The organism is Mesorhizobium sp. B3-1-8, assembly GCF_006439495.1.
Classification (GTDB): domain Bacteria; phylum Pseudomonadota; class Alphaproteobacteria; order Rhizobiales; family Rhizobiaceae; genus Mesorhizobium.
The window spans coordinates 20,617-39,925 of record NZ_VFTK01000007.1 but is presented as its reverse complement, the minus strand read 5'-3'; the positions used below and the strand labels follow the sequence as shown (position 1 = coordinate 39,925).

Genomic DNA, 19,309 nt, shown 5'->3' with positions numbered 1-19,309 from the left:
GGACGTTCGCCGCGATATCCGTGACCCTTATTGTCCGATGCAGCGTCCAATTTGCCTGGGGTTCCTGGAAGCTTTTCGAACTTTCTGGGTCGCCCCTCAGCCCGAATTGCGGTTGCTTATGGACAAAGTGGGACACTAGATTCGGTTTTTGGATAGTTTGGGTGGCACCGACTTTCTGCCACGCGTGCCTTCCTGATAGCGCGCGTCAGCACGAACCCCAAGTGTTCTTAACGACAGCTTTGCGCGTGATTTCAGACGCTCAGCTGAGGTTTCGTGTTACCCGAATGCGGACATGGGATTAACCGCTGCGCATTTCACTTTGAGTCTGGGCCGGCAGTATCAAAAAATAAAAACGCTCAAGAGGGTCCCACCGGTGATGGCATCAAAAAGGTGAGCCTTAATCTGAGGTGACCATAGCCACAGGTCTGCATGGTTCGCTAGCGGCACCATTTCTCAACAGCGATGGCGATCGCCTTTGTGCAGTCGATGAGGTCGCGCACCGCGACGCGTTCATTTGGCTGATGCGCCTGCGCGGGATCGCCGGGACCGAAGTTGATGGTCGGCGTGTTACCGAGGCCAGTGGGCAGGCCAATATCGCTGTGTGCGCCAAAGCCGCTGAGCGCAGGCGACAGATTGGCGACCTTCACAGCCTGCTGGAAGACACCGACGAACGGACTGTCCGAAGGGATTTCGGCGCAGTCGGCGTCGAGGATCCATTCAACGCGGGCAGGGTGCAGGCGCAGGTAAGGGTCCGCCTGGCAGACATTGGCGATATGCTCTTCGATCTCGCGCTTGACATTCCCGCCCAGCCTGTACTCGTCATGCTCGCTCGGCAGGTACTGAGCGTCGATGATGATCTCGCCGCGGCCGGCCATCGAAGACGGGTGTTCGCCGGCATTGATCTGGGTGACGATGATCTGGTTGGGCAGGTCCATCAGTGGATGGTTCTTCTTCGGATCGAACATCCAGCGCCGGTTGAGGATGTCGATGCCGTCGAGGATCTGCCGGCAAAGCTGCACGGCATCGACCGGGCCGCTCGAATACCAGGCATTCGGCGTTAGCTCCGCATGGCCACCTATGCCGTCGATGATGATCTTGCCCCACAGAATGCCGTGACAGAGCGGCGCGATCCTGTTTGCCGTCGGTTCGGTCATGATGCCGGCATCGGCGCAAAAGCCGCGATCGACCATGGCGAGCGACCCCATGCCGCCGATTTCTTCATCGACGACAGTGGTGAAGACGATGTCGCCGGAAAGGCTGACATTCAGCTCCTTCAGGATCTCGACCGCCATCAGCATGCAGGCGACGCCGCCCTTCATGTCAACCGTGCCGCGGCCATGCAGGAAGCCGTCCTTCAACACAGGCTGGAACGGGTCGGTCGTCCAGTGTCCGGCCGCACCAGGCGGCACGACGTCGATATGGCCGGTGAGCATGATGGAGCGCCCACCGCCTGTGCCCTTCAGCACGCCGCCGAGATTGGGCCGGCCATCGAAGGTCCTGCCCTTGTTGGCGCCGGCGCGTCCCTTGTATTTTTCGTACAGTGCGGGGCCATCCGGATCCCAAAGGTCGGTCGTAAAGCCGAGCGCCTCGATGCGCTTTTTTAGATAGAGCTGGCAATCCCGTTCGCCCAGGCCGGCCTCCTTCGGATTGGACTTCACGATAGAGGGGAAGGCGACGAGATTGCTCAGCGTCTCGACGATGCGATCGGCCGCTGCCTCGACACGCGCGGCGATGGTCTCTTCCATGGAAGGCATTATGATCTCCAACGTTGGGAAAGCCGGTCGGCCAGAAGGACGAACACCAGAAGGGCGCCGACAATTCCCACCTGCCAGACCGTGTTGATGTTCAATTGCAGAAGGCTGGTCTTGAGCGTGACCAGCAGCAGGACGGCCGCGAAAACGCCGCCGACGCCGCCACGCCCGCCGGTGATGGCGATGCCGCCGAGCATGGCGGCGGTCAGCGATTCGAGCTCCAGGTTCTGACCGATATTGGGTCTGCCGCTGCCGAGCCAGGCGAGTGAAACAAGACCGGCGGCGCCAGCCAGCGCGCCGCTCAGCACATAGAGGATGAAGCGCACGCGCTCGACGGGAATGCCGACCAGCCTGGCCGAGCGTTCATTGAAGCCCATCGCGTGGATCCAGCGCCCCCAGGCCGTAGCCATCAGCACAAGGCCGGCCAGCGCGAAGCATGGAATGGCAAGGGTGAGGAAGGGCACGGGAATACCCGCGACCACACCGCGCCCCCACAGGAGCAGCCAGGCGGGCACGCCAGACTGGGCCGCGCCGCCGGTAACGGCAAGCGCCACGCCGGAATACACGAAGAATGTTCCGAGCGTGGCGATGAAGGGCAATAGCGCCAAGCTGTTCACCAGCAATCCGTTGAGGGCGCCGAGCAGCGCACCGGCCAGGATGCAGACGACTGGCAGCAAGACCGGCGGCAACCCCAGTTTGAGCGACAGCATGGCGAGGATGGCGGACAGCGAAACCGCGCCGCCGACGGACAGGTCTATGCCGGTTCCGCCAGCCAGGATGACCAGACCCTGCCCGAGGCCGACCAGGGCCAGGATGGTCGAGAACTGGAGGACGTTGGTAACCGTACCGAGATTGAAAACCGATGGCTTGAGCGCCAGCAGGCCAACGATGACGATCAGCCAGAGCGCGCACAGAAGCGCGAGGGTAAGGGCCGGGCCCTGCAGGTTCCGGAGCGTTTTCATGTGCGGGCTCGCTGCAACCGGGCCATAGGAAGGCGGTTGGACACAGCTTCGAAGCCAAGCACGCCAATGATGAGAGCGCCGGTGACGACGGGCTGCCAGAGCGAGGGAACGCTGATCAGGAGTAGGCCGTTCTGGAGAATTCTGAGCAACAACACGCCAAGCACGGTGCCGATGAGGCTGCACCGTCCGCCCAGTATGCTCGTGCCGCCGAGAATAACCGCGGCAATGGCATCCAGCGCCGATGTGCTGCCGATCGACATTTCCACGTTGCGGTAGGTCGCGACATAGAAAGCGGCGGCGATGCCGGCCAAGACACCGCTGATGACAAAGGTCACGAAGCGGACCTTGATCACCGGAATTCCTGAAAGCCGCGCCTTTTCCTCCGAATTGCCGATCGCCAGCAGGTGCAACCCATAGGGCGTTCGCCGCAGCGCCAGCCAGACCACGAGATAGGCAACGGCGATGACCAGTGCAGGGACGGGGATCCCGAGCGCGGTGGCACCCAGCAGATCGGTAAGGCTCGAGGGCAGACCGGAAAGCCATTGCCCGCCAAGTAGGGCGAACACGGCGGTACGATAGACGCCAAGCAGGCCAAGCGTGCCGACGATCGCCGGAACGCGGCCGAGGACGACAACGGCGGCCGTCACGCATCCCAGCAACGCGCCGACCGCGGGCCCGGCAATGAGCGCCAGGAATGGGGTGCCTTCCGCGCCGAGGATGCGGCCGATGGCGATGGCCGCGAGACCCATGACAATGCCGATGGACACATCGATGCCGCCCATGGCGAGCAGCAAGGTCATGCCGAGGCCGATCAGCAGAAGCTCAACGGCGTTGCGCAAGACAGTGACTGCGTTGCCCGAGGTCGCGTAGTGCGGCGATGCGATAGAGAAGATGACGATCGCCAGCAAACAGGCGACAAGCAGAGACCACTCCCGCCCGTTCATGGAGAAGACACCGATTCCAGCTGCCGCATCGCGTTCACGTCAGGGCTCAGAAGTTAAATTTGTCGACATTGTCCTTGGTGAAGATAGCCGGCGGCCCGAGCAGCAGGATGCCTTTCGTCGCGTCATAGGTGGCGGGCTTCTCCAAACCGGCAATCTTGTTTTCGGCCTCGAAACTCTTGCCGTCGATCAGCTGCTTGCCGGCCCAGACCGTCAGATAGCCGAGCTGTTCGGGGTCCCACAGCACGGTGAAGCCGAAAGCGCCGCTCTTCAGATACGAGCGGGCGGTGTTCGGGCTGCAATAACCCGTGCCAACGACGGAGCCGATCTTGCCGGCGGTTTCAATGGCCTGGGCAACGCCTGGGCAGGTCGAGGACGCAACGGCGATGATGGCCTTAATATCGGGGTTGGCAGCCATGAGATCGCCCGAGATCTGCGCGGCGCGCTCGGCCGTGCCGCCGGCATATTGCGGCGCGAGCAGCTTCAGCTTCGGATATTTGGCTGTGGCTTCCTTCTGCATGAAGCCGATCCAGGCGTTGAGGTTGGATGCCGTTGCTTCGCCAGAGACGATGCCGATGGTGGCGTCCTCTCCGACGCGCTTGACGAGTTCGTCGATGATCGTGGTGCCAAGCCCCTCGTCGGTCGCTTGCGCCACATAGACCGCGCGGCCGCTGTCGGGCGCGTCACTGTCGGAGGTGAACAGTTTGATGCCCTTGGCCTTGGCGCTCTCGACCACCGGCGCGATGCTCGAGGCATCGAGCACGCTGACCGAGATCGCTTCGACGCCTTGGTCGATCATATTCTGCACGATCTGCAGTTGGTCCACCGGATTGGTGTCGACCGGGCCGGAGTAGACGAAATCGACGCCAAGATCCTTGGCGGCGCGATTGCCGCCGGCTTCCATGGCGTTGAAATAGGGAATGCCGATCAGCTGCGGCACGAAGGCAACCCTTTTTTTGTCCGCCGCATGCGCTCCCGTGACAACGGCGAGTGACAGCACGGAGATAGCAAGCGCCTTTTTGAATGGTGAAAGCATTGTGTTGATCCTCTCTGGAATGACGTGCGTGTCAGTTTGTTTTTTCGAGCGCCCGCACGTCGGGATGGGCGCCTGTTATGAGTGAAACGACTTCCTCGTGATTGGTCTCAGTGGCCAGCCGTTCGGCCACCTTGCGGCCGCGCCGGAACACCACGATCCGGTCGGCAACCTCGAAGACTTCGGAAATGTTGTGGCTGATGAGGACGACGGCGCAGCCGCGCGCGGCAAGCCGCCGTGTCAGCGCCAGCACCTTGCGGGTCTCTGCGACAGCAAGGGCAGCCGTCGGTTCATCCATAATGACCAGCCTGGCGTTGAGATTAAGCGCCCTGCAGATGGCAACGGCCTGGCGCTGACCGCCCGAAAGGCTGCCGACAGGGGCTTCAGGGTCGGTGATATGGGCGTCGAGTTCCTGCAGAAGGCCGTCGACGCGCTCGCGCATTTCCTTGCGTCTCAGAAAGGGAACGCCCAAAATGGAGCGTTTCAATTCTCGACCCAGAAACACGTTTTCGGCGATCGACAGGTTCTCCGAAAGCGCCAGCTCCTGGAAGATCGTTGCGATGCCGGACGCAGCCGCATCCTTGGGCGAAGAGAACGCGACGGCGGTGCCCTCGATGAGAAGTTCGCCGTCGCTTGGCGGATGGGCGCCCGCCAGAATCTTGATGAAGGTCGACTTGCCTGCGCCATTGTCGCCGAGCAGCGCAAGCACTTCGCCGGAGCGGATCTCCAGGTCGACATTGGCAAGCGCCGTCAACGCGCCGAAGCGCTTGGCGATGTTCCTAGCAACCAGAAAGGGGGCTGTCATGACTATTCCTCCCGCTGCTGCGGTTTGGCTAGACGGCCTTGCTGACCCAGCGCAGCACGTTGGTCCAAAGACGTGCGTAGCCAGGCCATTCGACGAAGCTGTTCGGCAGCCAGTGCGGGCCGATGTCGGACGTCCAGACCAGCGTGCGGCCCTCGCCATGACGCCCGGTGACCAGCAGCGGGTGGCCGCCCTGGTCCTGCGGAAGCTGGGCGAGAACTTCGACATCCCTGCGGTCACGAGCGATAACTTCGTTGGCGCCGAGCAGGATCGGCCACTCGCCCTCGATGCCGGCAAAGATCGGGTGATCCCTGGGGCCGGTGATCGCGGGGCGGAAGCCCTCCGGGATTTCGAGCCGGTCGTCATTGGGAAGGCAGGTCACCGGCAGTGCATCTTCAACAGCGGTGCGATGCCAGCGGGCCTTGCCGTCGATGCCCTGGAAGCTGAAATAGCCGCCGATCATGACCAGGCCGCCGCCGGCCTGCGTCCAGTCGCGCAGCAGCTTGAGACGGTTCGGCACGGTCTTGCCGTGCAGCCAGACATCGGGGTGAAGCAGCAGCGAATTCGCGCCGATGTCGGAGAGCACGATCGCCTTGTACTGCAAAAGTCCTTCCATGGTGAAAGGCAGCTTTTCGACGGCCTCGTGCGCCGGCATGTATTCAAGATCGAATTCACTGTCCTTCAGGGTGTTGACCAAAGGCGTCGCGCCGAGATGGAAGGTAACGCTTCCGAACTGGTCGAAGCCCTTGTAGTGGGTGGCCGAACTCATCCAACTTTCGCCGACCAGAAGGACTTTCGTTTTCGCCATGACCATGTTCTCCCGATGATGCCTTGTTGGTCGCCTGCCGGATGCTTTGGACCCGGTAACGTATTGATCTAGCTTGCCATCACGTCATTTGCCGAAGCGGTTGCCTTCAATGTCGCGAAGTCGGCGATGTAGCCCTGCGCACCCTCGACGGTTGTCGTCAGGCTCGCGCCGATCGCTGCGTAGCGGGCCGCTGTTTCCAGCGATGCGCCATGCAGCCACAGACTGAGGAAGATGCCTGCGAAGCTGTCGCCTGCACCGGTCGCATCCACCCGGTTGACGGGTAGTGCCGGCACTTCGATTTGCGGTCCGCCGGTTGCCGGAAAGACGACCGCGCCGAATTCGCCCAGGGTAAGCACGACCGTTCCCCGCGGCTTGATGCGTGACAGCATCTGCCGCACTTCGTCGATCATGGTCGCCATGCGGGTGCCAAAACCGTAGATCTCGCGGATCATCACATCGTTGATAAAGGTCAGGTCGATCTGCTTGACCATCCGAGCAAAGACTTCCGGCGTGCGCGCGCTTCCGGGCAGGCCGGCCGAATGCAGGCTCACTTTCCAGCCGGCCTGATGAAAACGGGCGACGGAGGCCGTCATCGTCTCATAGTGGAAGCCTTCGATATGCAGGCAGGCCGGGCGCTGCTCGGGCTGGATGTCGAGGTTGGCCGTCAGGTCAACCTCGCCTAGTTCGAACGGTTCGCTGATGATGGTGCGGCTGCCGTTGCGCTCGATGATGACGATCGCCTGGGAGAGACGGTCGTTGGGCGTGCTGCGGATGGGCAGGGCATGAACCCCCAGCTTGGAAAGCTCGCCCAGCGCCCAGTCGCTCTCCGCGTCCTGGCCAACCGCCGTCGCAAGCTCCACGTCAAGCGCGTAGGGCATGCCGACGCCAGCGGCGGCAACCGCGAGATTGGCCGCAGGACCACCCAACGCCTTTTCGATATGGGTCGCCGTCACCCGATCGTCGCGATGCGGCAGCACGTCGACGCGGCACAGGAAGTCGACGCTTACCCGGCCCGCGACCAGAAGCCGGGGTAAATGGTCGAGGCTTTTCAGCCGCTGCGGCACGCGGCCGGGTAGAGAGCGTGCAAACGAACTTGGCCGGTACATCAAGGCGGCGACCGCCTTTTCGATACGATCTCGTGTGCCTTCCTTGAGGGCTGCGGTCCCGTTGATGAAGTTCGAAACCGTGCCGATGGAAACGCCGGCGGTTCGTGCAACATCTGCTATGGTGGGGCGCTTGCGTTGCAACAATATGGCTCCTATTGAAGCGTTTCAAACGCTAGCAACGGAATCGCGCCATCTCAACGAAATCATTTTCCAAAGAGTTGTGGACTGCCATCGCATATTGGAATGCTGATCCGAAAATATGCGAATCCCAAGGGCGCCATTCCAATATTGAAGGATTTTCAATTCAGGGGAAGCGAGCATGCTGTTCAGAACGGTTCAAGAAGAGCGAACGCATTCTCTCAATGATTGGGCTTCCGGACCATCCATTTGTTACCGCCGCCCCACGGCGCACACCAGGAAGCGTGTTTGTGGCCTCGCCAAGAGGGAAAAAGCCGTTCACATTCCGGCGATCAAGCCTGCGTCCAGCTTGCCTTCGTGTGCCGTTCCCGCTTGGCCAATTACGAGACTAACAAACGGTTTGAACGTCCGCCATCCGATTGGCGAGCCCCAGAAGCCGTCAATCCATTTCGGCCGCTCGAGAGACAACTTAGCGCGCCTTTTGGAGTGCGCCCCTGGGGGTGGACAATCGGCTTGATGAATTAACCAGGCTTGCCGGGTTTCCGAAAGTGGAGCCGATGGCAAAACATCGCACTCACAGTATGGAATTCAAACGGCAGGTCGCGCAGGAGTTTCTCTCGGGCGAGACTCTCTACAGTCTGGCAAAGCGCCACGACGTGTCACGCACCTTGCTGCGGATTTGGGTAAAACCGGCGACGGTGTCGAGGCTGGTTGGGTTGACAGAGAAAAAGGCAGCCAGCGGCACCATCACCAGCGGAAATAGATATCGCCATCGCCACCAACTGCTCCGCCTTTTCCGAAGGCGTTTGCGCCAGCGGTCAGCTTGATCAGCCCCATATTAAGTTTGTCCACCCGCGCCGCCTTTTAGAATGGCCGCCAGCAACGCAAACCTAGCGCCTCTGCGAGAGAGCATCTTTGTTTCGAGGTCGCCTGAATTCTTTACCTCGACCATATAATCCGCCTCGCTGCATCGGACGGTCCAGTAGCCGGCGTCTTCCGATTCTCCCATGAAGATCATCTTGCTTGCGCCTGTGCAGCTACACGCGTTCGATATAATCGATTGAAACGCGGTTGGTCGATTTGGCTCCGGGATACTCTCAACAAGGTCAGACGCTCGCCCGCGAACGCAGCCCCTGGCAGAAGTGAAAATATAGCCTCAAAAACGGCTTTAAGCGCTCTGCCGGTCAGCATTGGCTCTCGCATGGAATCCCGTCCTTGTCGCGATCGAGCTTGCCGCCCCAAGAACAGTTGGCAAGGTACCAGTTCGCTTCGTCGCAGGAACTGATCTGAGAACACGTTCGCCGCGGCTGGCAGGAGTAGGTCGATGACGATTCCGCCTGAGTGTTCAGAATGCCGAAGCGCTGCTTTGCGGCTGATCGTTCAGCCTGCTTAGCGCGCCAGGTCCATGGTTCGTCGAAAAAGCCTTTCCACAATCCGAGCTTGGCCGCTTTCGCCGCTGCCTGCTGGTGGGCATAGGCGCCATAGCTGTATTTAGGCCAGTCGAGCGCGAGACCGTTCTTTACTAGCCAACCAGCGACGTCCGTGCCATCCGCTCTGGCACAGTTCCCTACAAACCGGCCGTATTGATCCCAGGTCACAAACGCGCACGTTGTAGGCTTCGATCTGGCCAAGAACTTCTGCAGGCTCGATGTGATCTGCCATCCGCACGAGTAGTTGAAGTGCTTCGCGTCTTCACACTGCTGTGCATATTCCGGAGCGTCTATGCCGTTGAGACGGACGTGCGTGCCCCCAATCTCGATCGTATCACCGTCGATCGCAGTGGCGGGGCCTGCAAGCGTCGCGATCTTGGGTTCCGGCTGCGGTTCGGATTTGACGATTGAAGGCTGCGATGACGGATACGCGTCAGGTGTCGGGATACTCGTTGGAGTTGATTTGACAAGTGGAGTTTCATTTGCGGTCACGGTCTGGTCGCTTGGACTCATCGGCCTCTGCCGATCGGAAGGCCAATGCCACGCGACTAGGCCCAACAAAGCGAGCCACGCCAATCCCTTGACCTGCCTTCCGGCCACGACGACGCAGCCCCCTAAGACGCTGCCGGATTGATGCCGGCGGCAGTCAAGCGAGCGCCGAGCTGCGACCGTGTGGCACAAGCCGCCTTATCCCCCGCTACGCACTTCTTGTTGGCGTCTGACCAGTCCAGCAGAGCCGTATTGATCCAGCTGCCGGGCGCGCGCGCGATCCCATAGGGTGTCGGCGTGGCTCCAGCAGCAACGGCCGCTGCTGCCGCCGGCGCTTCTTGCCCATGCGGCGCTCGTTTCCAGCCGTTGATGATAAGGCAGTTCCTCATGAACTGGTCTTCAGCGATAGCGTTGCCTAGGGCGTTGCCTATGCCCGCGCCAGCGACAAACGCCGGCGACCCAATCGCAATATAGCCTTGGTCGGCTGACCGCTTCTGCAATTCGCATTGAGCATGGGCAACGTCGAAACTCGGCCCAAACCCTATCTGAACGTAGTCTGCTTGATTGCTAGTCTGACAGCCGCACAGCGCGGCACTGGCACAAAGTGCCAAAAACGCCTTTACTCTCATTCCCCCAGCCCTCCCACGGCTTAGAGTTAAGCATCTCTTAAAGGGAATATTTGTGCAAGAGGAAGTGCTATTCAGAGTAAACGCGATTGGGACTGATCGACACTGTGCAGCGACCGGGCGAGCGATTTACCCCGCCTTTAAAGTTAAGTGCTTGTCTTTATTATATGCCGTTACCATCGCTGGGCTGGCAGTGGTTGGGGGGAAACCCGTTGACCAAATAGTGGATTTGAAGTGGTAGCGGGAGACCGCTACATAGCGACACCCACTATTGAGGAGGCGCTTTTTTCCTATCGTCGCTTGCGGCCTGAATGCCAGTCACCCAGGAGTCATCAAATGACATAAAGGACATTATGTCATATATCGACAGGGTAGATGGCTACGATTGTCCTCCCCATCGATAGGGACTTCGAATTGGTGCTGGCCGATCGACCTATGGGTTCCGCTCGGTCCACGTGGCGACAAGAAAGGTCGCCATGGCACCCGCTAGGTTCACGGCGAGGGCGGCGTGCCGTCCGGTCGGCCGGGCCGGATTAGGTCCTTGGCCATGGGCGTCGCTCAATTTGTTCCGGATGGCGCCCAGGCCTTCGACCACCGTCTGACAACCGCCCAGAATGCGCCTGAAGATGTCTTCCGTGTGCTGGTCGGGTGCGAGTTTCAAGCACTCCGCGGCCGTCCGGTACAGTTTCGGCAGTTCGTCCTTTTCGCTGTAGGATTGCCCGGCATTGTCGATCACGTGCTTGCAGACCTCCTCGAGCAGGGTTCGCGCAATCGTGATCGCCCCGGCCGGATCGCTGTCTCGCCTGCTCAAGGCCTTCTGCCAGAGGGCATGGACGTTGTCCTCATCGAACGAGGCCAGCGTCGTCGATACGATCGTGTCAGCCGGCAAGGTTGGCGTGGCGCTTCTCACGACCCGTTCGAGATTCTCGGTCGGGTATTCCTCAAGGACGCCGCGCAAGATCCATCAAGGCCTCCCGCGACAACGCCACAAGCCGCTTGCTCACGTATCGTTGCTTGCTCGAGAACGCTTCTTCGCGCGTGCCGGCTGCAAGCCCGAAACCCTCGCACACGTCAGCCAAGATGTTAGCGCTGACCGGATAGAAGGCTTCGACGATGGCCGTGCGCAGGCCGGGGGTAAGGGGCTTTTCCATTGCCGCAATCTGAGGTCGGGGACCTTCGAGCGCAAGAGGCATTTCGATCATAGAGCCGAAATATCTTTACTTTTTGCATGTTTTGTGCAATATCATGGCTTAAACAGAGAGTACCCAGTATGTTATTGGAATTTCGAGTTACCAATTACCGGTCGTTCCGCGATGAGACCATCCTTCGGATGACCGCCAGCAGCGACGCTTCCATGGAAGGAACGCACACGCGTCGCACTGGCCTGGAAAAGGCCAAGCGGGCGCTGACCTCGGCCGCAATCTACGGCGCTAATGCCAGTGGCAAGACCAATGTCATCCGCGCCCTGCAGTTCATGGCGCTGATGGTGATGACCTCCAATCAGATTCAACCTGAGCAGGAAAGCAATCTGGCGCCCTTTTCCATGCGCGAGGGAGCTCAGTCTTACCCGTCGATCTTCGAAGCAACCTTCGTCATCGAAGGCAAACGCTATCAATATGGCTTTGAGTTGACGCGACGCGTGGTGAATGCCGAGTGGCTACTTGTCTACGAAACCTCAAAGCCGCAGGAATGGTTTTCGCGCACACGCGATGAGAAGACCGGAAAATACAAGTACCGCTACAGCGACTATTTTGTCGGTACGAAGAAGGTCTGGGAAGGCGCGACGCGGAAGGAAGTGCTGTTCCTGACTACGGCGGTGAACCTTAACAACGAGCAGTTGCGACCGCTCTACCAAGCATTCTCCGAAGACGTGGTCGTCCTGCCCAACGGGGGCAGCATTGGCGTCGACTTCACGGCCAATTTTGTATCCGACAGTAAGAACGAGCAGCGCGTGGTGTCGCTGATCGCTGCCGCCGACACGGGCATATCCAGCCTGTCTTTGGATAGGCAGACACGCAAACAATTTCAGATCAATTTGCAGACGGGCACCCATGAAACGGCCGATGTCGATATCGATATGCCGCGGTTTGGCCACAAGGCAGGCGGCGTGGTCTACCCGCTTGAATTCATCGACGAATCCTCTGGCACGCAGATCATTTTCAGCTTGGCCGGCCCTTTGCTTGATATCTTGCAGCACGGCCGTCTGTTGGTCGTCGATGAACTTGATCGGAGCCTTCATCCGCTTCTGGTCCAGAAAATCGTCGGCATGTTCAACGACCCTAAAACCAACCCGCACGGCGCCCAGTTGATCTTCACCACGCATGACGTCTCGCTTCTGGACGGCGGGCATCTGCGGCGCGATCAGATCTGGTTCACGGAAAAGGACTCGGAGCAGGTTTCGCATCTGTATCCGCTGATCGACTTCTCCCCGCGTAAAACGGAAGCGCTCGAGCGGGGTTACCTCGGCGGCCGGTACGGCGGCGTTCCGATCTTGCAGCCGTTGAAAAGCTGACCGCGATGGCTCGCCGACATAGCCGCTCGGAAGACTCGTTGCGTCGAAAAAACGGACGCAAGAAAGGTGCGCCGCGCATCCTCATCGTTTGCGAAGGCGAAAAGACCGAAACCAACTACTTCACGGCCATCAGGCAGGAGCGCCGCCTTAGCTCCGCGCGCGTCAGGATCTTGCCATCCGATTTTGGCACCGATCCGCTCAATGTCGTGAACTACGCCGTCGATCAATTCTTGAAGGAGGGCAAGACATTCGATCAGGTCTATGCCGTGTTCGACCGCGACGACCACCACAACTTCCACAATGCCCTGAATCGGGCGGCCGCCCTGGACAAGGCTTACAGAAACGACGCCGGGGTTCTGGTGCCGTTCATGGCCGTCCCGTCCGTCCCCAATTTCGAGTTGTGGATCCTGCTCCATTTTCGTGACGTCCTGGCGTCGATCCACCGGACAGAAGTCTATGCCGAGCTGCGCAAGCCAGGCGTCTATCCTGCCTACGCAAAAAACATCGCCACCGCCTACGAAGATACAAAGGCTCGTATTGCTGACGCTACGACGCGTGCCGTACTTCTTCGCGGTCTATTCGCGCCGCCCAATGGAAGTGACCCGTATACCGACGTCGATGTTCTTGCCGGTACGATCCTGGCAATCCCGTCGGCCTGGGCCTGAGCTGGCTGTGGGCCCGAAGAGCTCGTGTGTTTAATTTCCTAGCGTTGGAAACTTCAAACGCCATATCAGGGGTGGGCGGGAGCGCGAGGGTCGGGTCCAGGGGGCCTCGCCTGGCCTCGGCCGGTTCGATCTCTCGAACCACCGCCGCACTATCATGGCGTCGCCAGCCGCGCCAACAGCGCGCGATACGCCGCTTTCTCATCAACCTCGAAAACCTGCGGACGTTGTTCGAGGGCTTTGGCCAGTTCAAGAGTGGCGACATCAAATAGGCTTACGAGCAGGGTGTCGCCAATCGAGCGAATCTCCGCCAAGTCTTCGAAAAGCCCCGAGGACTCGCCATGGGCAAGCTTGTTTCGTCCCTCTCGATAGACCCGATGCACCGCTGTCGCGACGGCCTCGTTGAACGCCGGCTCTGCCTTGGGGTTCAAGGCTGCCTGCGCAAACGCGACCATGACCTTGGCAACGCCGCCGGCCCCTGACAGGCCATCGGCCGCGCAACCATAATTGACCACCGCCATAAAATCGGATGCCTCCCGACGAGCTTCACCCATCCAGTAGAGTGCATTGGCCCATCTTTCGACGAGATGAGGCGCCGGCCCGGTCTGCCGGCTCTCAAGATAAATGCCGAGCAGTTTGCCTGCAGCATCAAAAAATGGCCGCTCTGCTGCCATTTTCGCCGAAAGAGCGCCTGGCGCAGAGCCAAGGCCGGCCATTTCCGCACCCCAACCATGCACGAACGCGCCATCTTTGGTGGTGGCGAGCCGATCCTCGGCGAAAAGGTGCTGTCGGCCGGCCTTGGTAAAACGCCTAGCTTGGTCAAGCTGGAAACGCAGGCCCACCACGTCGATAGCGAGGCCCACGATGATCGACGCCTTGTGGTGGGACTGATTGACTTCGTGGCCAACCATGGCGACTGTCGCGATCCACTCAAATCCGCCTAGCCACCGAGCAATGACCGATGCAGTGAAAAGTTCGCGTTCGGCCGGGCGCGCCGATGACTGGCTTCGCAGCTCGCCGATACGCAGCTCGCCGCTCTCAACCTTCCGGACGTAGGTGAGCACGAGAGGGTCGGTGACATACCGCTCGATCCAGGCGGCCCGCGGTCGGAACTCAACAGGCCCAACCGAGAACGCAGCGACTTCCTGGCTCGAGTGGAAAAGCTGACATGGTATGTGCCGATCAAGGTCAACCAAGGCATCCTTTACGAGGCGGTCGAGATTGATTTCATAGTCAGCCGCCAACAGTTGGTAAAAGCGGCCGTCGATCTCGGTAATCGTTCCGTTTTCCACATGTCGCGGGCTCTGCAAGATCGTGTCGCCGATTGCCGTGAAGGACCTCTTGTCAAACTCGGCGCGTTTAAACGTCTGGCGATAGCCGGCGTTGTTTTCCCAAGTCTGACGAGTGAGCTTGTGAGCAGCGTCAACTCCCACTTGGGTAACACGAAATCGTCCCTCGGCGGAGTTTCGGATTTCAAGTGGCACAAACGGCGACTCGTTCAGACGATCCCACTGATCGTAAGGCATGGACGCAGTGGCAATGATATCTTCCAAGATGGTGGCGAGAAAATCCGTTGGCGTCGTTTCAGGGGGCTTTTTCCCTTTATCGAGCAGGTTGCTGCGCGCCATTTTCCTCACCTTTTGTGCGACGTTGGGGATAATCCGATAATCTTAGCCATCGTCAATCGATGTCTTACTCAGAAATCGTAAGTGCATTCCGATGGCCAATCGGGTGGATGGAACTGTGTCAAGGCCTAAATATCTGACTTGAAATAACAATATTGAGTTCCATAACTAAACTTCTGCCGTTCTAGGGCTGTCGATCGGGTCGTCTTTTCGACCTTTCCGCGTTGAGCCTGCAGCTGATTTTGCCAGCTGATGGAAAAATTGGCGGTCTGGATCCGCAGTGTTGTGACTTTGATCAGAGCCCGTATCTGGGCGTTCGACGCGGAAGACCGCTACATAGCGAGATCCACTATCGCCGAAGCACTCTTCTGCTATCGGTGACGGTCAGCAAGAGCTTAAACGTCGCCGAAGATCGTCGGAGTTAGGATCGCTTGGCGCATTGTCTCGATTGGCTAACTCCCCTGACAGCGTGCCCGAGTTTTGACGCACCGCCAGCCATCATTCACTAAGCCTTAGGCTTTCGTTTGGCAGGCGCCTTTCGAGTCGGGGCAGGTTGCGCTTTGCGTCCGAGCCCCGCGGCCTTCGCGAGCGTCGATCTTTGGGCCGCGTAGTTCGGCGCAACCATCGGATAATCTGGCTTCAATCCCCACTTTTCGCGGTATTCGTTTGGAGTGAGCCGGTAGTGTACCGCGAGATGACGTTTCAGCGATTTGAATTTCTTCCCGTCCTCCAGGCAGATGATGTAGTCAGGCGTCACCGATCTTTTTGGATTGATGGCGGGTTCGTCTTTAGGCGGCTCGGCCATTTTCGGCTGACCGAGGCCTGTCAGCGACGAATGGATCGACGCGATGAGATCTGGCAACCCAGCAACGGGCAGCGGATTTTGGCTGACATAAGCAGCGACAATGTCTGCCGTCAGCCCAACCAGATCGGCCGTCATGGCTTCGTTTTGATCACTCAAGTGTTCGCTCCTGGCATGGGGTCAAATCCGCTTCGCCCATTAGCCGTATATCGCAATTTTGAGCGATGGCGAGATAAATACCATTGCGGAAGCTGTGAGATTGGGGGCTGGCGAGTGGCCGACGCCAGAGACATCTAATCCGGTTGGGGTTCCTGGAAGCTTTTCGAACTTTCTGTCTCGCGCCACCAGCGGAATTGCGGGCACTTGTGAAGGAGGTCGGGATGCATGAATCCGCTGTGGGACAAGTTTGATCGATGCACTCGCGCGTCGGAATTGCCTGCTCGCTTGCCGCTTTGTCTCTCGGCGTTCCCCACCTCATGGTCCGCTGAAATCTACACCGATTGCCGGGCTTAGATTTAGGAGCGGCCACTGAACTGGCCGGGTTGCAGTCACTGCAGGCAATTCTCTACTGCAAGTGCTCCGCCGACAAATGCTGCCCCGCAGGCAGGTAGGGCGGCTTCAGTGCAGGCGGCCGCCGCGCACCCAATCCCGAGATAGAGCAAGGAGCATGAAACGACTCCCCACGATTGCCTGGTCGCTTGCGCTAGAGATTCGCAAGAGTCGCCAAGGCGACCCCAGCGCTGAATGATGGCACTGTCAACCGCGCTGAACTTCGGAGGACCGTTCGAGTAGGTTCGATCTTGCCCTTCGACAAGGCTGAAGGTGGTGCCGTTCAGCATGCCTTCGACGTGGACACGGCCTTCGCCATCACGGCTGACCTGACCATCCAATGCAATGGTCACCCCACCTTCCCTAATTGTGGTTGTGAATTTTCCTTTGCCATAAAGCCGGGTCTCGGCTTCGCCACCTTTTTCGTCCTTGGCCGTGTAGGCGGTCAGCCGGGCAATTTGCTTTTCTGCGTCGACTTGCGCCTCGTACCAACGTATTCCCGCTTCACGTTTATTCTCTGCTGGCGGCGAAATAATTAGGCGTGCAATTGTATTTCTCATGGGTTAGCTCCTTTTTCGAAAGAGTAACAATGAAGCCACTGGCAATCGGTGTAGCAAACACTTAGGATTATACTCTAAAGTCGTGAGGACTGCAATGGTTATGAAGCGATGAAAGTGCAGTAGGTTTATTGTCCACCTTCATTGCCGCCGCAATTACTTACTGACCCGCTTTCTTGAACAGGAAGTCCAGACCGACGTTTTGCGCCGTGATCACTGATCCGGAAGGGGTGATCGCGATGTCCCGTCCTGCGGGAAGCTGGTTGAAATTTTGGCCGAAGCCATAATCATATGAGAACCGCAGTGCCAGGCTGGCCAAGGTCCACTTGAGATTGGTAACGACACCGTCTTGCCAGCTCACCGTCCTGCCGACCAAATCGAGTGCGCTGAACGATGTGATATCCGAGCCGGTCCGGACCGGGTTCTCGCAGCGGACCGCTTTGATGAAAACGCGTCGCTTGTAGTCGGCTTGCAGCTCAATGTGCTGCTTGATGTCACCGCGCTTCGGCATCGTGACGATGACATCCTGGATGCCTGCGGATGTGGACAGGAACTTCAGTTCCAATGTGTTCGTCTGGTCCGGGTTCAGAAAAACGAACGCGGTGTTGTCTTCCACCAAAGCCTGCGCCTTTTGCTCCTGCTCGGCTTGTGTGGGCAGCCATTCCGGCGCGTTGCTGATGACGAAATCTATATCCTCGTTCGCGAGGTCGTCTGACGTCGATTTACTAACGCTGCGCGAATTTCGCAGATATTGCACAATGTCTTCTTGAAGCCTTTCGGAATAGGCTTTGAGTACCGGTTGATCCATTGGATACTCAACCGAAAAGAACAGTTCGAGCGGCTCCAGCGGGTAGCTCTGCCGCGCAATCAGACGCGGAATCTGCTCCAGCCGGCTGGCGGTCTCCTCGTTGCGCAGGCGTGTTGCCTCCGCTGATGTGCGTGAATCGATCATTTGCGCGACCTGAGCGGAGCCCGACAGTATGACACCCGTGATCGCCGAGCCGACGACAATGCGCCCTCTGCGCGTAAGTTTGCCGGACTCGATCGATTTGGTGCCGTCGAGATAGGCACCAGCAATCGCCGCGCTGGCCGCTAGGAAAGCGCCAAGGAATTTGATGAGCTCGGCAACGATGAACATCAGCCCGCCTCGCTTTGGATGCCGACTTTCGCCTCTGTCTCTATTCGCGCGGCAGCGCCTGGATTTGACGCATTCCCTGGGAAGCCATCACCTTGTCGGCGCTTCGCGGAACACATCGCGGGCCAGTGAAATAGCCGGCCCTCACGCATATGTCGGGCGTGTCGCCGTCCAATGCGCCGTCATCACAGGCCTGGCACATGCGCTCGATGGCGGTGCGCACCTGCAAGGAATAGTCAAGCGCGGCAACCGCGGGCGGATTGGCGGGCTGAAACACCTCGCCCGGCTTGATGTTCTTGAACCAGAGGTCGACATGCGCCGCAACCACGGCGGCGTCATCGAGATCGACCGGGTTTCTGCCCGGTCTGGCGATCCCCGCAGCCGCAAGCGGCAGTCGCGCTGCGGCATGGCATGACAGGCAGGACGAGTTCAGGTTGTCGGCCGGACCGTTAGCACGCCCCTGGAAGCCAAGGAACGGCCGCTCGTTCCACCCGGACAGCTTCGTTTTGGTGGCCGGGTTGACCCAGCTCTCTTTGATGTCGTCGCTCACGACACCTTCGTCATTGCCCCAAAGCAATACCGCCGGGACAAGGTTGTCGAATAGTCCGTCGCCCTTGAGAGGGCCCATCCAGACGAAGGTGCCGAACACCCATCCGGTCTTGGTGGCGTTGCTGTCGCGGACTCCTATGTCGAGCTGCAGCATATTGACCTCGCGTGTCTTGCGAGCGCTGGTGTCAGCGGGAAAGCCAACGCCTTCGGGGTCGATATGGGCCTTGTAGACAGGCCCGCCGTTCAGATAATCGACCTGGCCGGTGAACCTGCCTAGGTTGGCGTCGGTGAAAAGGAATTTTATGGCGACGGTCCCCCCGGGAAACAGCAGTTTTTCAGGCACGACGGGAGAGCAGGGGTCGGCAAAGACCTGGTGGAGCGTAACGGCGCCGGGTTCATTGTAGAAGTTGACCGCCCACACCTGCGAACCGGATTGCGAGGTCTGCGATAGCTGGTGCGTGCGAGGAGCAAGCTCCTTGGTCAGCCCCATTAGGGGCTCGCGGCCAAACTTGTCGTAATCCATCCATTCGGACATCCACCAAGGCTCGCTACCGATCCCCGCCAAGCTAGCGTCCTTGTAGCGGAAGTACGGTCGGACCCTTTCGAGGACCGCCTCCATGTAGCGCGCGGGTTCGCTCGCAAAGGAGATCGTGCTCCAGGCCGGCACGCCGGCCGAAGACGAAGAGGGGTAGTCGGTGCGCCATTCAGCGATCGGCGAAATGCCAGCGTCATACATGGTGCTTTGAGAAAACGTCTTGCAGCGGGCGTCGGCCTCGCTCGACCACAGCGAAATAAGCCCGACCATGAGGGAGATTATGACGGCGACGCGCAT

Annotated in this window: 18 protein-coding genes; 3 read left to right on the top strand and 15 right to left on the bottom strand. The window is 59.4% G+C overall.

Going from position 1 to position 19,309, the window contains the following annotated elements:
• Window positions 1-437: 437 nt before the first annotated feature.
• The 7 genes from FJ424_RS08480 to FJ424_RS08450 all read right to left on the bottom strand — a co-directional run bounded on the left by FJ424_RS08480 (window position 438) and on the right by FJ424_RS08450 (window position 7,544).
• Window positions 438-1,754, bottom strand: a complete 1,317-nt coding sequence (locus FJ424_RS08480; RefSeq protein WP_140653136.1) for an ArgE/DapE family deacylase — start codon at window positions 1,752-1,754, stop codon at window positions 438-440.
• Entirely contained in the window at window positions 1,754-2,713 is a 960-nt protein-coding gene (locus tag FJ424_RS08475) for an ABC transporter permease (protein ID WP_140653138.1), read from the bottom strand. The genes FJ424_RS08480 and FJ424_RS08475 overlap by 1 nt, the downstream gene beginning before the upstream one ends.
• Window positions 2,710-3,657, bottom strand: a complete 948-nt coding sequence (locus FJ424_RS08470) for an ABC transporter permease (protein ID WP_140653140.1) — start codon at window positions 3,655-3,657, stop codon at window positions 2,710-2,712. Before FJ424_RS08470 ends, FJ424_RS08475 begins: the two co-directional genes overlap by 4 nt.
• A 46-nt stretch (window positions 3,658-3,703) precedes the next feature.
• Complete coding sequence (locus tag FJ424_RS08465; protein WP_140653142.1) at window positions 3,704-4,690, bottom strand: autoinducer 2 ABC transporter substrate-binding protein; 987 nt, start codon at window positions 4,688-4,690, stop codon at window positions 3,704-3,706.
• Window positions 4,691-4,721: 31 nt separating this feature from the next.
• Complete coding sequence (locus tag FJ424_RS08460; RefSeq protein ID WP_140653144.1) at window positions 4,722-5,492, bottom strand: ATP-binding cassette domain-containing protein; 771 nt, start codon at window positions 5,490-5,492, stop codon at window positions 4,722-4,724.
• Window positions 5,493-5,520: 28 nt separating this feature from the next.
• Window positions 5,521-6,297: a glutamine amidotransferase gene (locus FJ424_RS08455; RefSeq protein ID WP_140653146.1), complete on the bottom strand. Its 777-nt coding sequence runs from the start codon at window positions 6,295-6,297 to the stop codon at window positions 5,521-5,523.
• Between the two features lie 68 nt (window positions 6,298-6,365).
• Window positions 6,366-7,544: a PfkB family carbohydrate kinase gene (locus FJ424_RS08450; RefSeq protein WP_246677189.1), complete on the bottom strand. Its 1,179-nt coding sequence runs from the start codon at window positions 7,542-7,544 to the stop codon at window positions 6,366-6,368.
• Window positions 7,545-8,098: 554 nt separating this feature from the next.
• Here FJ424_RS08450 and FJ424_RS08445 point away from each other — a divergent pair.
• Window positions 8,099-8,368: a transposase gene (locus tag FJ424_RS08445; protein WP_140653174.1), complete on the top strand. Its 270-nt coding sequence runs from the start codon at window positions 8,099-8,101 to the stop codon at window positions 8,366-8,368.
• 357 nt (window positions 8,369-8,725) lie between these two features.
• Here FJ424_RS08445 and FJ424_RS08440 read toward each other — a convergent pair whose 3' ends face one another.
• From FJ424_RS08440 to FJ424_RS08430, 3 genes are all read right to left on the bottom strand, one after another.
• Window positions 8,726-9,484: a thermonuclease family protein gene (locus tag FJ424_RS08440; protein ID WP_140653150.1), complete on the bottom strand. Its 759-nt coding sequence runs from the start codon at window positions 9,482-9,484 to the stop codon at window positions 8,726-8,728.
• Between the two features lie 1,035 nt (window positions 9,485-10,519).
• Window positions 10,520-11,044: an abortive infection family protein gene (locus tag FJ424_RS08435; RefSeq protein WP_246677188.1), complete on the bottom strand. Its 525-nt coding sequence runs from the start codon at window positions 11,042-11,044 to the stop codon at window positions 10,520-10,522.
• Window positions 11,028-11,288, bottom strand: coding sequence for a hypothetical protein (locus tag FJ424_RS08430; RefSeq protein WP_140653154.1), 261 nt, complete (start codon window positions 11,286-11,288; stop codon window positions 11,028-11,030). The genes FJ424_RS08435 and FJ424_RS08430 overlap by 17 nt, the downstream gene beginning before the upstream one ends.
• 128 nt (window positions 11,289-11,416) lie before the next feature.
• Here FJ424_RS08430 and FJ424_RS08425 point away from each other — a divergent pair, with 128 nt between their 5' ends.
• Both FJ424_RS08425 and FJ424_RS08420 read left to right on the top strand, forming a co-directional pair.
• Entirely contained in the window at window positions 11,417-12,598 is a 1,182-nt protein-coding gene (locus FJ424_RS08425; protein ID WP_246677187.1) for an ATP-binding protein, read from the top strand.
• Window positions 12,599-12,636: 38 nt separating this feature from the next.
• Window positions 12,637-13,263 carry an RloB family protein gene (locus tag FJ424_RS08420; protein WP_210239400.1) on the top strand — a complete coding sequence of 209 codons (627 nt, stop codon included), beginning with the start codon at window positions 12,637-12,639 and terminating at the stop codon, window positions 13,261-13,263.
• A gap of 152 nt (window positions 13,264-13,415) precedes the next feature.
• Here FJ424_RS08420 and FJ424_RS08415 read toward each other — a convergent pair whose 3' ends face one another.
• From FJ424_RS08415 to FJ424_RS08395, 5 genes are all read right to left on the bottom strand, one after another.
• Window positions 13,416-14,888: a hypothetical protein gene (locus tag FJ424_RS08415; protein WP_246677186.1), complete on the bottom strand. Its 1,473-nt coding sequence runs from the start codon at window positions 14,886-14,888 to the stop codon at window positions 13,416-13,418.
• A gap of 502 nt (window positions 14,889-15,390) precedes the next feature.
• Window positions 15,391-15,846, bottom strand: a complete 456-nt coding sequence (locus tag FJ424_RS08410; RefSeq protein WP_140659664.1) for a MucR family transcriptional regulator — start codon at window positions 15,844-15,846, stop codon at window positions 15,391-15,393.
• 389 nt (window positions 15,847-16,235) lie between these two features.
• On the bottom strand, window positions 16,236-16,796 hold the full coding sequence (locus FJ424_RS08405; RefSeq protein WP_140659665.1) for a hypothetical protein: 561 nt from the start codon (window positions 16,794-16,796) through the stop codon (window positions 16,236-16,238).
• Window positions 16,797-16,953: 157 nt separating this feature from the next.
• Entirely contained in the window at window positions 16,954-17,931 is a 978-nt protein-coding gene (locus FJ424_RS08400) for a hypothetical protein (protein WP_140659666.1), read from the bottom strand.
• 40 nt (window positions 17,932-17,971) lie between these two features.
• Window positions 17,972-19,309: a hypothetical protein gene (locus FJ424_RS08395; RefSeq protein WP_140659667.1), complete on the bottom strand. Its 1,338-nt coding sequence runs from the start codon at window positions 19,307-19,309 to the stop codon at window positions 17,972-17,974.